The organism is Rhodococcus pseudokoreensis, assembly GCF_017068395.1.
GTDB classification, from domain to species: Bacteria; Actinomycetota; Actinomycetes; order Mycobacteriales; family Mycobacteriaceae; genus Rhodococcus_F; species Rhodococcus_F pseudokoreensis.
In genome coordinates this window covers 2,777,999-2,791,447 of sequence record NZ_CP070619.1, presented here as the reverse complement: position 1 = coordinate 2,791,447, position 13,449 = coordinate 2,777,999, and the positions used below count along the sequence as shown (strand labels likewise).

Genomic DNA, 13,449 nt, shown 5'->3' with positions numbered 1-13,449 from the left:
AATGGCGAGGTGGTGGCAATGGCACTCCACGAGAGGGACTCGGCAGGATCTGCGGATTCTGCGAGCGGGCGCCGGCGTTGGCTGGCCCGGGCCGCCTTCCTGGCGATCTTCGCCTCGGTTGCCGTGCTGCTGGTGTTCGCCGGGTTGCACACCCTGACGCTGCTGATCGTGGCCGTCGGCGCCGCCGTGGTGGAGGTCGCGGCGCTGTTCTGGTTCCTCACGAGCCGCGGCGCGCTCCGCTGGATCTCGCTGGCGGTGCTGATTCTGACTCCGATCGTCGTGATCTGGCTGCTCGTCAGCGCCCGTCTGCTGTGGGTGGTGCTGGTCGCCGTGGCGCTCGCCGCGCTCGCCGTCGTCTGCGCCCGCGCCGCCCTCGGCCGGGATCGCTCGGACTGGGTGATGCCCGAGCATCCGGCCGTGCCGCCGAAACGTGCCTTCCTGGTGATGAATCCGCACTCCGGTGGCGGGAAGGTCGGGAAGTTCGATCTGAAGAATCGTGCCGAGGCACTCGGCGCCGAGGTGGCCCTGCTCGAAGGACCGGGGACGGTCGATGTCGAAGCGCTGGCCCGGGACGCGGTGGCACGCGGCGCCGACCTGCTCGGCGTGGCAGGCGGCGACGGCACGCAGGCGCTCGTCGCCGGCATCGCCGCCGAGCACGACCTGCCGTTCCTGGTGATCAGCGCGGGCACCCGCAACCACTTCGCGTTGGATCTCGGACTGGACCGCGAGGATCCGTCGCGCTGCCTCGACGCGCTGACGGACGGAATCGAACTGCGCATCGACCTCGGCAAGGTCGGGGAACGGACCTTCGTCAACAACGCCTCGTTCGGCGCCTACGCCGAGGTGGTGCAGAGCCCCGCCTATCGGGACGACAAGACCGGAACGACCCTGCGGATGCTCCCCGACCTCATCGAGGGGCAGCGCGGCGCGCGCCTGCTCGCCCGTTTCGGGAACAAGACGGTCGAGGGACCCCAGGCCGTTCTGGTGAGCAACGGGCCGTACGAGATCCACGATCTGGCCGGTCTCGGGCGCAGGCCACGACTCGACCGCGGCGCCCTCGGCGTGGTGGCGCTCTCGGTGAGCAGCACGCGGCAGGCCGTGGCTCTGCTTCGTCGTGCGCGCCAGGAGGGGCTGATCCAGCATTCCGGTCGCGAGGTCGTCATCGACGCCGACGGGCCCACGATTCCCGCCGGGATCGACGGCGAAGCCCTCGTGATCCCGACACCGGTCCGGTGCACCGTCACTCCCGGGGCGCTGCGGGTGCGGGTTCCACGCAACCGTCCCGGTGTCCGCCCGCCGACCCGGCCGGTCGATTGGGTCCGGCTCCGCCGACTGGCATTCGGGGGCGCGGGTTCTGAATGACGCGGTACCGGTCGGGCGACCGTCAGTAACCCGCGTCGAAGTCGAACTCGTTGATCGGGGCGGCGTCACCCGACAGGTAGCGTCCGAGATTCTCGACGAACAGATCGACGATCTTCCCGTTCTCCGACGGCACGTTGGATGCGCTGTGCGGGCTGAGGATGACGTTGTCGGCCGTCCACAGCGGCGAATCGTCCCGCAGCGGTTCGGTGGACGTGACGTCCAGGACCGCCCCGCCCAGGCGGCCCGTCGACAAGGCTTCCGCGAGAGCGTCTTCGTCGATGATCGGCCCCCGCCCGAGGTTGACGACCAATGCCCCGTCGGGGAGGGCGGCGAGTTCGCGGCGTCCGATCAGGCCCCGCGTCTGCTCGGTGAGGGCGCAGGAGATGACGAGAATGTCTGCTGTGGGTAGATGCTCGCCGATCCGGTCGGTCGTGGTCATGACGTCGAAGGGCCCGCCGGCAGGTCGCGGGGTGCGGGCGACGCCGGTGGCGGTGACGGCGAAGCAGCGGAGCAGTTCCGCCGTGCGCGAGCCGATCTTGCCTGCGCCCACGATCAGCGCGTGCCGTCCCGCGAGTTCGGTCGTCGCGTGTTTGCGCCACGTCCGGTCGCGCCGGTCCGCGATGAGCCGGGGCAGTCCGCGCGCGAAGTGGAGGATGCCTGCGAGCGCGAACTCCGCCAGCGGGTCGGCGTGGACGCCCGCGGCGGTCGTCACCGTCAGCGGGGCCTGCGACAGCCCGAACCTCTCGATCAGCTGTCCAGCGCCCGCGGACGTCGCCTGAATCCATTGCAGATTCGGCGACTGTTCGAGGGTGCGTTCGGGGTGGCGCCAGTCGAAGTCGAACATGATGTCGGCGGTCCGCAGCATCGACGTCCACCGGTCGTGCTCGTCGGCCGTCAGTTCGCGCGGCACCCCGACGTGATCGCTGTGCCACCGCGGCCGGGGGAGCAGCTCGGGGGCGTACGACACCCGGATCCGTGGGTCGCTGTCCGCGATCCGCTCGACCAGGTCTTGCTCGAGATACGACGCGACGAGCACGTCGACGCACTTGTCGGGCACGGTGTCTCCTTCAGTGCTGACGATCGGACGCCGGTGCGCTCGGCTCGACGTCCGGTGTGGAGGCGGATTTCGGCATCGCCGCCGCCGCGAGGACGAGAACGACGGCCGCGCCGAGAGCGGCCAGGAACACCAGGTGCAGGGCGTCGGCCAGCTCGGCAGGCGCGGGGCTGTCGTCGCCGCCGAGTCGCGCGTTGACGAGCGCGCCGAACAGGGCGACGCCCACGGCGCTGCCGATGGACCGGGCGAACATGTTGGTCGAGGTGACGACGCCGCGTTCCGACCAGTCGACGCTCGACTGCGCGGCGATGAGGGTGGGGCTCGCGACGAGACCCATGCCGCCGCCGATGACGAAGCAGCAGATCGCCACCTGCCACACCGCCGACTCGATGGACAGGGCCAGGGTGAGTGCGGTGCCCGCGACGACCAGCAGGCTGCCCGCGGTGGCGGTGACACGGAAGCCGAAACGCAGGTACACCCGACCGGACTGCGACGCGGCGATCGGCCAGCCGATGGTCAGCGTGGCCAGCGCGAACCCGGCCACGAGTGCGCCCGTCCCGAGCACGCCCTGGGCGAACGTGGGGACGTAAGTGGTCAGGCCGAGGACGATGGCCCCGACCAGCAGGGAGACAAGGCTGCTCGCCGCGAGAACCCTGCGGGTGAACACCCACAGCGGCAGCACCGGTTCGGCGGCGCGTCGTTCCACGAGAACGAAGGCGATGAGGAACACGAATCCCGCGGCGAAGATTCCGAGGCTGACCGGTGAACTCCACGCCCAGGCCTGCCCGCCTTCGAGGAGTCCCAGGATGAGCAGCGTCGCCCCGACCGCCAGGATGCCGGCGCCGGCGTAGTCGACGGACCGCCGGGTGCGCACCCGCTTCTCGTCGAAGTTGCGGATCAGCATCACGGCCGCGAGCAGGCACAGGGGAATGTTGACGAAGAAGATCCACCGCCACGACAGGTACTCGGAGAACAGGCCGCCGAGGGTCGGGCCGACCACCGCCGACATTCCCCACACGCTGGCCAGGTAGCCCTGGGCCTTGGCGCGTTCGGCGAGGGTGTAGATGTCGCCGGCGATGGTCATGCTCATCGGCTGAACCGCTCCGGCGCCGAGTCCCTGTACCGCGCGGAACGCGATGAGCGCGGGCATGCTCCACGCGACCCCGCACAGCACCGAGCCGACGCCGAACAGGGCGATGCCGAGGAGCATCACCGGTTTCCGGCCGAAGATGTCGGCCAGTTTGCCGTAGATCGGCACCGACACGGCCTGGGTGAGCAGGTAGATCGAAAACAGCCACGGGAACTGTGTGAACCCGCCGAGATCCCCGACGATGGTGAACACCGCGGTGGAGATGATGGTCGCGTCGAGCGCGACCAGCGACGTCGTGAGCATCAGCGACACGAGAATCGGTCCGCGTTCCGAACGGAATCCGACGTCCACCTGGGCCGTGTCCGTCGCCATTAGCCACCTTTTCCCGTTACCGCGCTCACAAGAGTTCCTGAACAACGGTAACGACACCGGGCGGCAATCTGTTCCGCGGCCGTTGCGTGGGTGGCTGCGCGGTCTCCCCAGCTCGAAGGTCAGCGGCCGGCGGTCGGTGCCCGACCGATAGGCTGGATCACCGTGCGCCCCTCACTCGATTCATACGCCCATCTGGCCGGTGGCAAGGTCCGCGACCTCTACACGATCGACGACGAGCACCTCCTGTTGGTCGCGAGCGACCGGATCTCCGCCTACGACCACGTCCTCAGCACCCCGATCCCGGACAAGGGGCGGGTGCTCACCGCGATGAGCGTCTTCTTCTTCGGCGTCCTCGGCGGCAACAACCACCTGGCCGGCGAAGCCGACGACAGCCGGATCCCCGAAGAGGTCCTCGGCCGCGCGCTGGTGGTCCGGAAGCTGAACATGGTCCCCGTCGAATGCGTCGCCCGCGGCTACCTCACCGGCTCGGGGCTGATCGACTACAACGAGACCGGCGCGGTCTGCGGAGTCGCCCTGCCCGAGGGCCTGGTGGAGGCGAGTCAGCTTCCCGACCCGATCTTCACGCCCGCCAGCAAGGCCGAACTCGGCGAGCACGACGAGAACATCAGCTTCGAGGCCGTGGTCGAGAAGGTCGGTCAGGATCTGGCCGTGAAGCTGCGCGACGACACCCTCGACGTCTACGGCCGGGCCTCCAACTTCGCCGCGGACCGGGGCATCATCCTCGCCGACACCAAACTCGAATTCGGACTGGACGCGCAGAACAACCTGATTCTCGCCGACGAGGTCCTCACCCCCGACTCGTCGCGGTACTGGCCCGCCGACGGCTACGAGGCCGGGAAGGTGCAGCCGAGCTTCGACAAGCAGTTCGTCCGCAACTGGCTCACCGGCCCCGAATCGGGCTGGGACCGGGCATCCGACACCCCGCCGCCGCCGCTGCCCGCGGAGATCGTGGAGGCGACCCGTGCGCGGTACATCGAGGCGTACGAGCGGATCTCGGGTCTGTCGTTCGCGGACTGGGTGGGCTGAACCATGACCACCGAAGGCGCGAAGCTCACCCCGCCGGTCGCGAAGAAGGTCGCCAGCGAACGTGTCCACCACGGTCACACGTTCGTCGACGAGTACGAGTGGCTGCGCGCCAAGGAGGACGCCGAGGTCGTCGCGTACCTCGAGTCCGAGAACGCGTACACCGAGCAGCAGACCGCGCATCTCGCGCCGCTCCGCGACCAGATCTTCCAGGAGATCAAGTCCCGCACGCAGGAAACCGACATGTCGGTTCCCACCCGCATGGGCGACTGGTGGTACTACGCCCGCACCATCGAGGGCAAGCAGTACGGCGTCCAGTGCCGGGCTCCGATCGCGGGCGCCGACGACTGGACCCCGCCGGAACTGACCCCGGGCGTCGAACTGCCCGGTGAGCAGGTTCTGCTCGACGGCAATGCCGAGGCCGAGGGCCACGACTTCTTCTCCGTCGGCGCCTTCTCCCTCAGCCACGACGGCACGCTCCTCGCGTACTCGGTCGACGTGGTCGGCGACGAGCGCTACACGCTGCGGTTCAAGAACCTCGAGACCGGGGACCTGCTGCCCGACGAGATCCCCGACACCGCCCCCGGCGTCACCTGGGCGATCGACCACAGCCACGTCTTCTATCTCACCGTCGACGACTCCTGGCGTCCCGACACCGTGTGGCGGCACAAGCTCGGCACCGACCGCGCGCAGGACGTCACTGTGTTCTACGAACCCGACGAGCGGTTCTGGGTGTCGGTCGGGTCCACCCGAAGCGAGAAGTACCTCATGATCTGGGTGGGGTCGAAGATCACCAGCGAAGGCTGGGTGCTCGAATCGGAGAATCCCGAGGGCGACTTCCGGGTGGTGCTGCCGCGGCGCGAGGGCGTCGAGTACGGCGTCGAACACGCCGTCGTCGCCGGCGAAGACCGCTTCCTGATCATGCACAACGACGTCGTCGACGGTGAGAAGGCCGAGAACTTCGTGCTCGCCGAGGCGCCGGTGTCCGACCCGACGTCGCTGACCATCCTCATCCCGCACCGCTCCGACGTGCGGTTGGAGGAGGTCGACGCGTTCGCCGATCACCTGGTGCTCGGGTACCGCCGGGAGGCGTTGACCCGGCTCGCCGTCTGGCCGCTCGGCGAGAACGGCTACGGCGAGTTCACGGAGATCGAATTCGACGAGGAACTGTTCAGCGTCGGGCTCGGCGCCAACCCGGAATGGCGGCAGCCGACACTGCGGATGGCGTTCACGTCGTTCATCACGCCCGGCCAGGTGTTCGACTACGTGCTGTCGACGGGTGAACTCGCGCTGCGCAAGTCGCAGCCCGTGCTCGGCGACTTCGACGCAGACAACTACGAGCAGCAACGCGACTGGGCGGTCGCCGACGACGGGACGCGCATCCCGCTCTCGATCGTCCGGCGCAAGACGGACGGCACCGAGGCGCCCGCCCCGACGCTCCTCTACGGGTACGGCTCGTACGAGGCCAGCATGGACCCCGCGTTCTCGGTCGCCCGGCTGTCGCTGCTCGACCGCGGCGTGGTGTTCGTGGTCGCGCACGTGCGCGGCGGCGGCGAGATGGGCAGGCACTGGTACGAGACCGGCAAGACGCTCACGAAGAAGAACACCTTCACCGATTTCGTCTCGAGCGCACGGCATTTGATCGACACCGGACGCACCACACCGCAGCAGTTGGTCGCCGACGGCGGCAGCGCGGGCGGCCTGCTGATGGGTGCGGTGGCCAACCTGGCTCCCGAGCTGTTCGCCGGCATCCTCGCCAACGTGCCCTTCGTGGACCCGCTGACGTCGATCCTCGACCCCTCGCTGCCGCTGACGGTCATCGAATGGGACGAGTGGGGCAACCCGCTGGAGAACGCAGAGGTCTACGAATACATGCGCTCGTACAGTCCGTACGAGAACGTCGAGGCCAAGGACTACCCGGCGATCCTGGCGATCACCAGCATCAACGACACCAGGGTGCTGTACGTCGAACCGGCGAAGTGGGTCGCCAAACTGCGGGCCACCAAGACCGGTGACTCGCCACTTCTCCTCAAGACGGAGATGAGCGCCGGGCACGGCGGCGTCAGCGGACGCTACGAGAAGTGGAAGGAAGTAGCGTTCGAATTCGCCTGGGTGCTCGACACGATCGGCAACTAGGTACTGCGCCACCCGCGCCGGGGTTCCGACCTCGGCGTGTGGTTCGCGTCGGCGGGCGAGGCGGAAGTCGGCTTGTCAGTGGACTTTCCGTCTCGCCGGACTCAGATGCAGAAGCTGATGCTGGCCGACCCCAGGGGCAGGTTGAGGCAGACCGCGACGGAACCGACTGCCGGTGTCGGTGACGGGGCGGCGGGTGCGGCGACGGCTGCGGGGGCAGCGAGAGCGCCGAGTGACAGGGTCAATGCGATCGCGCCGAGTGTGGTGGCAATTCTGCTAGACATTGTGACGGTCCTTGACTGAGTGACGACGAGCCGGAGGTGACTCCCCTCAATCGTCCACCGATGTGATGCAGGTCACAACCTCTCGCGTGAACTGATGGTCTTGGCAACAGTTATCGGGTTCGTTAAAGGGTCAGCGCAGCGCGTACCGGACCTGGGGCCGCCCCGCCCGGCCGTACTCGGTGTGCCGGGTGAGCACACCGTCGTCGGCGAGCCGTTCGAGATACCGCCAGGCCGTGACCCGGGAGACCCCGATGCCTGCCGCCACCTCGGCCGCCGTCAGCGGTCCGGCGGCCTCGCGGACGCAGGCCGCGACGTGATCGAGGGTCTGGGGTGCAACGCCTTTCGGGGACGCCGCGCGCTCGTCGGAGGTGCGGAGGGCAGACATGGCCCGGTCGATGTCGTGCTGACTCAGCGCGTTGCTGCCGGCGGGCAGCGCGTCGCGGAATTCCCGGTACCGCTCCAGTTTGTCGCGGAACGCCGCGAACGTGAACGGTTTCAGGAGATACAGCGCGATCCCGCGCGCCACGGCGGTGCGGACCATCTCGAGGTCGCGGGCCGAGGTCACGGCGATCACGTCGGGACTCGGTCGCACGCCGCTCAACGCCGCGGCGACGTCGAGTCCGCTCGCGTCCGGCAGGCCGATGTCGAGCAGCACCAGATCGATGGGGTCGTCGCCGGCGTTCGCGGCGGCGACCGCGCGCATGGCCCCGCTGCCGTCGTGAACGACGGTGTGGACCGAAAAGCCCGGAACGCGTTCCACATACGCGCGATGCGCCTCGGCGATGAGCGGTTCGTCCTCGACGATCATCACCCGGATCACGAGGCGGCCCCTTCGATCGGGATCTCGACGACGATCATCGATCCGAGCGACGGCTCCGTGCGGATCGTCCCGCCGTGCCGGGCCACCACCTGCGCGACCAGCGCCAGCCCCAGTCCGCGCTGACCCGACTTGGTGGAATAGCCGCGCGTGACCGCCTTGTCGAGTTCGTCGGCGGGAATGCCGGGCCCGCTGTCGGCCACCTGCACCACCATCGTCGAATCCTGCTGACGGACCGTCACTTCCACCCACGCATCCTCTCCGGGGGATCCTGCCGCGCCGCGGGCGGCGTCGATCGCATTGTCCACGAGATTACCCACCAGCGTGACGAGTTCACGCGCACTGAGCGGCGCCACGGGCCCGAGGGCGGTGTCCTCGGTGACGGTGAGGTCGACTCCCCGCTCCGCGGCCACCCCCACCTTGCCGAGCAGCAGTGCGGCCAGCGCCGGTTCGTGCACCGCCGCCATCAGGCGGTCGATCAGCTCCTGCGACAACCGCAGATCCTCGGTGGCGAACGCGATCGCGTCGTCGTAACGGCCCAGTTCGACCATCGTGATGATCGTGTGCAGGCGGTTCGCCGATTCGTGGGCCTGCGACCGCAGCGACTCCGCGAAACCGCGGACGGAGTCGAGTTCGCCCATGATGCTTTGCAATTCGGTGCGATCGCGCAGGGTCAGCACCGTGCCGAGCCGCTGCCCCTCCCACGTCACGGGTTCCCGGCTGACCAGCAGCACGCGGTCCGCGGTCACGTGCACCTCGTCCCGGGAATCGCCCTCCTGCGACTGCCGCAGCGACTCCGGCAGCGCGGCCACCGGGACGGGGCCCTCCGGGAGGCCGAGGAGCCGGCGCGCCTCGTCGTTGACCACCTCGGCCCGCGCCGTGTCACCGCTGTCGCGGCCGAGGACCACCAGACCCTCGCCGATCGAGTGCAGGACGGCGTCGTGGTGCTCGTACATCTGCCGCAGCTCGTCCGGCGCCATCCCCAGCGTCTGACGACGCAAGCGCCTGCTCAGCAGGAACGAACCGGCCGCCGACACCGCCAGACCGATCGCGGCGACCGCGAAGATGGTCGGCAGGCTCGCGGCGAACTGGTCGCCGATCTTCGCCCGGGTGACGCCGACGGACACCAGGCCCGCGATCCGGTCGCCGTCGTACACCGGCGTCACGGCCCGGATCGAAGGTCCCAGCGAACCGGCGTACGTCTCGGTGAACGTCTCCCCGCGGAGCGCACGCTCGATGTTCCCGGAGAACACGCCGCCGATCAGCTCCGGGTTGGTGTGCGTGAACCGGATGCCGGCGGGGGTCATCACGACGATGAAATCGGTGCCCGTCGCGGCGCGGATCCGCTCGGTCTGCGGCTGGAGCACCGCCGTCGGGTCGGGGGAGCGCAACGCCTCCACGGTGCCGTCCGACAGCGCGAGCGTGGTGGCGACAGCGGTGACGGCCCGCCGGGTGGTCTCGTCGCTGTCGCGACGCTGGTCGACGATGGCCAGTGCCGTCCCGGCCGCGATGACCAGCACCAACACCACGAGCTGGAGGAGAAAGAGCTGCCTCGCGACGCTCATGGGCCGTCTCGGCGGGTGGTGAGGCAATGCATTTTCTCCTGAACGTAATGAACACAAACTTCACCAGCCAAGCGATCGCTTAGAAGATTCTTCCAAGACGTGATCGCGGTCACTAGCCGGCCTCACCGATCAGCTTGCCACTCGAATTGGAGGACAATCCCATGAGTACTGCGACAGGGAAGACGAAGAAACGCGACCGGACCCACTGGTTGTACATGGGGGTCATCGTCGCCGTCGTCGCGGGCATCCTCGTGGGGTGGCTGGCTCCGGGAGTCGGCAAGTCGCTCGGCGTGCTCGGCACGATGTTCGTCGACCTGATCAAGATGATGATCAGCCCGGTCATCTTCTGCACGATCGTGCTCGGCATCGGATCGGTGAAGGCCGCCGCGAAGGTCGGCAAGGTCGGCGGACTCGCCCTCACCTACTTCATCGGCATGTCGACCGTCGCCCTCGGCATCGGCCTGGTCGTGGGCAACCTGCTCGACCCGGGGACCGGCCTGAACATCAGCGCCGACACCGCGAGCACCGGCGCGGCGCTCGCCGAGAATGCCCACGGCGCCGGCGGCACCATGGACTTCCTCCAGTCGATCATCCCCACGTCGCTGATGTCGGCGCTGACCGAGGGAAGCGTGCTGCAGACCCTGTTCGTCGCGCTGCTCGTCGGCTTCGGGCTGCAGGCCCTCGGCAAGCAGGGTGAACCGATCCTCCGCGCTGTCGGCTCCGTCCAGAAGCTCGTCTTCAAGATCCTGTCGATGATCCTGTGGCTCGCCCCGATCGGTGCGTTCGGTGCCATCGCGAACGTCGTCGGCCAGACCGGTCTCGGCGCCGTCGTCCAGCTCGCCACCCTCATGCTCGGCTTTTACCTGACCTGCTTGATCTTCGTGTTCGGTGTCCTCGGATCCGTGCTCCGCGTCGTTGCAGGCGTTTCGATCTTCAAGCTGGTCCGGTACCTGGCCCGTGAGTACCTGCTGATCTTCGCCACCTCCTCGTCCGAGTCGGCCCTGCCCCGCCTGATCGCCAAGATGGAGCACGTCGGCGTCGAGCGCACCACCGTCGGTGTCGTCGTCCCCACCGGCTACTCGTTCAACCTCGACGGCACCGCGATCTACCTGACCATGGCCTCGATCTTCATCGCCGACGCGATGGGCCAGCCGCTGTCCTTCCCCGAGCAGCTGTCGCTGCTGGTGTTCATGATCATCGCGTCCAAGGGTGCTGCCGGAGTCAGCGGCGCCGGGCTCGCCACCCTCGCGGGCGGCCTGCAGAGCCACCGTCCCGAACTGCTCGACGGCGTCGGCCTCATCGTCGGTATCGACCGGTTCATGTCCGAGGCCCGCGCGGTCACGAACTTCTCCGGTAACGCCGTCGCCACCCTGCTCGTCGGTTCCTGGACCAACACGATCGACAACGAGCGCGTCCGCACCGTCCTCGACGGCAAGCTCCCGTTCGACGAGTCCACGATGGTCGACGACGGCCACGGCGACGTCGCCGAAGAGCAGGTCACCGAGAGCCCTGCCGGCGGCGAGCAGAAGGTACTCGTGAAGAGCTGACACCCCTCCGAAAGGAAACCTCTGTGCGCCCGGGCGATTCGAAGCCTGGGCGCACAGACGTTTGTTGGCTACGTTGGTGCGCATGACGACTCCTGTTCAGAACATCGGCATCAACACACTCGGCGGCGCGCCGACGTCCCTCGGCGAATACGACGGCCGCGCCGTCCTCGTGGTGAACGTCGCCTCGAAGTGTGGACTCACCCCGCAGTACAAGGGCCTCGAGAAGCTCGCCACCGACTACGCCGACCGCGGCCTGACCGTGATCGGCGTCCCGTGCAACCAGTTCATGGGTCAAGAACCCGGCACCGCCGAAGAGATCGAAACCTTCTGCTCCACCACCTACGGCGTCACGTTCCCACTGCTCGAGAAGATCGAGGTGAACGGCGACAACCGGCACCCGCTCTACGAGGAACTGACCAAGGCCACCGACGCCGAAGGCGCCGCCGGCGACATCCAGTGGAACTTCGAGAAGTTCCTCGTCGCACCCGACGGCACCGTCGTCAAGCGGTTCCGTCCCCGCACCGAACCCGACGCCCCCGAGGTCGTCGAGGCCATCGAGGCCGTCCTGCCGAAGTAGGCGGCTCCGCCGCTCGTGCGCCTTTCCGGTAGCTCCCACTACCGGAAAGGCGCACGAGCTTTGCCCTGTGTTCACGTTCACCTGTCACGCTGGTGCCATGACCGGACAGCTGATCGTGTCGGTGTCGGGGATCAAGGACGAGACGCGCGACTTCGCGGCCGCGTTCGCCGAGGAGATGGATGCGCGCGGCGTGCCGCTGTCGCTGCTCGTCGCCCCACGCCTGAAAGACAAGTATCGACTGGTCAACGACCCCGCGACGCAGGACTGGCTCCGCGCGCGCCGATCCCGCGGCGACGCCGTCGTCCTGCACGGATACGACCAGGCCGCCACCAAGCGCCGCCGGGCCGAGTTCGCCGCGCTGCCCGAGCACGAGGCGCGGCTGCGACTGCTCGCGGCCGACCGGGTGATGGAGCAGACCGGGCTGCGCACCAGGCTGTTCGCCCCGCCCCGCTGGCTGGCGTCGCAGGGCGCCGTGACGGCACTGCCGTCCGCCGGGTTCCGGCTGCTCGCCGGGATGACCGCCGTCCACGACCTCGACCGCGGGACGTCGGTGCGGTCGCGGGTACTGGGGATCGGGGAGGGATTCCGCGCCGAACCGTGGTGGTGCCGGGCCCTTGTCCTCGGCTCCGGCCGCACCGCCAAACGCGGGGGCGTGGTGCGCCTCGCCGTCACCGCCAAGCAGTTGGGCACGTCGGGTCCGCGGCAGGCGATGCTCGACGCCGTCGACCTCGCGCTCTTCCACGACGCACGGCCCGACGTGTACCGCTGGGAGCGGCGGATTTCGCAGATCGGTGCCGCCTGACCCGTGAGTACTTGTTAACCGCCGGCGGTTAACAAGTACTCACGGGGCCGTCAGGCCACCTCGACGCTGGACTCGCTCGGCATCGTGCGGAACTCGGTGCCCTCGGGCGCCATGTCCGTGTAGCGGCCGTAGAAGATGCCGGTGGCCTCGTTCGCGATGATCGCCTGGTGGATGGGCACCGCGACCCGCGGTGCGACGGCGCGCAGGTAGTCGATGGCCTCGGAGATCTTCAGCCACGGCGCGGCGGCGGGCAGCGCCAGCACGTCGACCTTCTGCTCGGGGACGAACAGGGAGTCGCCGGGGTGCATCAGCCGGGCCGGGTTGGTGGCGTCGCCGAGGAGGAACGCCGTGTTGTCGATCACCGGGATGTCGGGGTGGATCACCGCGTGCGCCCCACCGGTGCCGGTGACGTGCACGTCGCCGATGTCGAATTCGTCGCCGGCGTGCACCCCCGTCCATGCGCCGCCGAGTTGCGCCGCGGTCTGCGGGTCGGAGTACAGCGCCGCGCCGGGGTTCGCCTCGACGAGGGCGGGCAGTCGCTGCTGGTCGACGTGGTCCGGGTGCTGGTGGGTGACCAGGATCGCGTCCAGTCCGGTGATGCCCTCGAATCCGTGCGAGAAGTTGCCCGGATCGAAGAGGATGGTGGAACCGTTCAACTCGACGAGGACGCAGCTGTGGCCGAAGTGAGTCAGTCGCATGAATTCGAGTATGCGCCTGCACGCATGGCTCGTCCCGTTCGTCCGATGCGAACCGCAGGCAGGTAGCCCGGTAAACTTCCGGGTGCCCGGTGTTCCACTCTGGG

12 protein-coding genes are annotated in these 13,449 nt (G+C 68.6%); 6 read left to right on the top strand and 6 right to left on the bottom strand.

The annotated features are described in order from the left end of the window. Positions 1–18 precede the first annotated feature (18 nt). Positions 19–1,362 (top strand): diacylglycerol/lipid kinase family protein, encoded by a 1,344-nt coding sequence (locus tag JWS13_RS17950; RefSeq protein ID WP_206006834.1) that lies wholly within the window; start codon positions 19–21, stop codon positions 1,360–1,362. A 22-nt stretch (positions 1,363–1,384) separates the two neighbouring features. Here the strand turns inward: JWS13_RS17950 and JWS13_RS17945 are convergent, their stop codons facing one another. After that, positions 1,385–2,419, bottom strand: coding sequence for a D-2-hydroxyacid dehydrogenase (locus JWS13_RS17945; RefSeq protein ID WP_206006833.1), 1,035 nt, complete (start codon positions 2,417–2,419; stop codon positions 1,385–1,387). Between the two features lie 10 nt (positions 2,420–2,429). Next, a complete protein-coding gene (locus JWS13_RS17940; protein WP_206006832.1) occupies positions 2,430–3,878 on the bottom strand; it encodes an MDR family MFS transporter in 1,449 nt (482 codons plus the stop codon). A gap of 162 nt (positions 3,879–4,040) precedes the next feature. Between JWS13_RS17940 and JWS13_RS17935 the strand changes: the two genes are divergently transcribed. Both JWS13_RS17935 and JWS13_RS17930 read left to right on the top strand, forming a co-directional pair. Beyond that, positions 4,041–4,925 carry a phosphoribosylaminoimidazolesuccinocarboxamide synthase gene (locus JWS13_RS17935; RefSeq protein WP_206006831.1) on the top strand — a complete coding sequence of 295 codons (885 nt, stop codon included), beginning with the start codon at positions 4,041–4,043 and terminating at the stop codon, positions 4,923–4,925. A 3-nt stretch (positions 4,926–4,928) separates the two neighbouring features. Beyond that, positions 4,929–7,058, top strand: coding sequence for a S9 family peptidase (locus JWS13_RS17930; RefSeq protein WP_206006830.1), 2,130 nt, complete (start codon positions 4,929–4,931; stop codon positions 7,056–7,058). Positions 7,059–7,159: 101 nt separating this feature from the next. Here the strand turns inward: JWS13_RS17930 and JWS13_RS17925 are convergent, their stop codons facing one another. The 3 genes from JWS13_RS17925 to JWS13_RS17915 all read right to left on the bottom strand — a co-directional run bounded on the left by JWS13_RS17925 (position 7,160) and on the right by JWS13_RS17915 (position 9,721). Further along, positions 7,160–7,339, bottom strand: a complete 180-nt coding sequence (locus tag JWS13_RS17925; RefSeq protein WP_206006829.1) for a hypothetical protein — start codon at positions 7,337–7,339, stop codon at positions 7,160–7,162. A gap of 130 nt (positions 7,340–7,469) precedes the next feature. After that, positions 7,470–8,159, bottom strand: a complete 690-nt coding sequence (locus JWS13_RS17920; protein ID WP_015888664.1) for a response regulator — start codon at positions 8,157–8,159, stop codon at positions 7,470–7,472. Further along, positions 8,156–9,721 (bottom strand): sensor histidine kinase, encoded by a 1,566-nt coding sequence (locus JWS13_RS17915; protein ID WP_206006828.1) that lies wholly within the window; start codon positions 9,719–9,721, stop codon positions 8,156–8,158. The genes JWS13_RS17920 and JWS13_RS17915 overlap by 4 nt, the downstream gene beginning before the upstream one ends. A 161-nt stretch (positions 9,722–9,882) precedes the next feature. Between JWS13_RS17915 and JWS13_RS17910 the strand changes: the two genes are divergently transcribed. The 3 genes from JWS13_RS17910 (at position 9,883) to JWS13_RS17900 (ending at position 12,647) form a co-directional block, all read left to right on the top strand. Next, positions 9,883–11,268, top strand: a complete 1,386-nt coding sequence (locus JWS13_RS17910; RefSeq protein ID WP_206006827.1) for a cation:dicarboxylate symporter family transporter — start codon at positions 9,883–9,885, stop codon at positions 11,266–11,268. Positions 11,269–11,350: 82 nt separating this feature from the next. After that, the gene (locus JWS13_RS17905; RefSeq protein ID WP_206006826.1) at positions 11,351–11,845 is read left to right on the top strand and encodes a glutathione peroxidase; all 495 of its coding nucleotides are present in this window, start codon (positions 11,351–11,353) and stop codon (positions 11,843–11,845) included. A 97-nt stretch (positions 11,846–11,942) separates the two neighbouring features. Continuing rightward, a complete protein-coding gene (locus tag JWS13_RS17900; protein WP_206006825.1) occupies positions 11,943–12,647 on the top strand; it encodes a DUF2334 domain-containing protein in 705 nt (234 codons plus the stop codon). A 50-nt stretch (positions 12,648–12,697) separates the two neighbouring features. Here the strand turns inward: JWS13_RS17900 and JWS13_RS17895 are convergent, their stop codons facing one another. Next, positions 12,698–13,345: an MBL fold metallo-hydrolase gene (locus tag JWS13_RS17895; protein WP_206006824.1), complete on the bottom strand. Its 648-nt coding sequence runs from the start codon at positions 13,343–13,345 to the stop codon at positions 12,698–12,700. Positions 13,346–13,449 lie beyond the last annotated feature (104 nt).

Excerpts from the sequence above, each read along its gene's own strand:
- JWS13_RS17950 (WP_206006834.1), top strand. The coding sequence starts at position 19 with ATGGCACTCCACGAGAGGGACTCGGCAGGATCTGCGGATTCTGCGAGC.
- JWS13_RS17910 (WP_206006827.1), top strand. The coding sequence starts at position 9,883 with ATGAGTACTGCGACAGGGAAGACGAAGAAACGCGACCGGACCCACTGG.
- JWS13_RS17900 (WP_206006825.1), top strand. The coding sequence starts at position 11,943 with ATGACCGGACAGCTGATCGTGTCGGTGTCGGGGATCAAGGACGAGACG.
- JWS13_RS17925 (WP_206006829.1), bottom strand. The coding sequence starts at position 7,339 with ATGTCTAGCAGAATTGCCACCACACTCGGCGCGATCGCATTGACCCTG.
- JWS13_RS17905 (WP_206006826.1), top strand. The coding sequence starts at position 11,351 with ATGACGACTCCTGTTCAGAACATCGGCATCAACACACTCGGCGGCGCG.
- JWS13_RS17915 (WP_206006828.1), bottom strand. The coding sequence starts at position 9,721 with ATGAGCGTCGCGAGGCAGCTCTTTCTCCTCCAGCTCGTGGTGTTGGTG.
- JWS13_RS17895 (WP_206006824.1), bottom strand. The coding sequence starts at position 13,345 with ATGCGACTGACTCACTTCGGCCACAGCTGCGTCCTCGTCGAGTTGAAC.
- JWS13_RS17930 (WP_206006830.1), top strand. The coding sequence starts at position 4,929 with ATGACCACCGAAGGCGCGAAGCTCACCCCGCCGGTCGCGAAGAAGGTC.
- JWS13_RS17940 (WP_206006832.1), bottom strand. The coding sequence starts at position 3,878 with ATGGCGACGGACACGGCCCAGGTGGACGTCGGATTCCGTTCGGAACGC.